Source organism: Geobacter hydrogenophilus (assembly GCF_018501225.1).
Lineage (GTDB): Bacteria > Desulfobacterota > Desulfuromonadia > Geobacterales > Geobacteraceae > Geobacter > Geobacter hydrogenophilus.
Genome location: NZ_JAHCZI010000036.1, coordinates 1 through 422, shown reverse-complemented (window position 1 = coordinate 422; position 422 = coordinate 1). Strand labels below are relative to the sequence as shown.

Sequence of the window (422 nt, the reverse complement as noted above, 5' to 3'; positions counted from 1 at the left end):
TGGTTCAACAATTATTTCAACGACCGGAAACAGGTAGAGCTTGGTGAGTACCTGCGCCTGTCGGTCACCAACCTCGACAAAGAGGGAAAGGCTTCGATCTACGGCTACGGCAGGATCACTCAGGACCTGAACAACGGCGAAGGATTCAACAGCAGACTCTACTACCTCTATGGTGAGTATCGCGATCTGTACGACAAGGTCGATGTCCGTCTCGGACGCCAGTTTATCAACCAGGCAGCCGGGTCGGCCATCATCGACGGCGGCCAGATCGATCTCAAGAACGTCGGTCCCGTTGCACTGTCCGTGTACGGCGGCCGCAACGTTATCTTCGGCCTCGACAACGAATCGGGACATGGTGGCGACCTCGCCTTTGGCGCGGCAGCCTACCTGCAGGGTTTCAAGAACACCGACCTGGAACTGAG

At 56.6% G+C, this 422-nt stretch carries 1 pseudogene; it reads left to right on the top strand.

The window, feature by feature from the left end:
• Window positions 1-422 (top strand): annotated as a pseudogene (locus tag KI811_RS18415) (hypothetical protein); the annotation flags it as partial.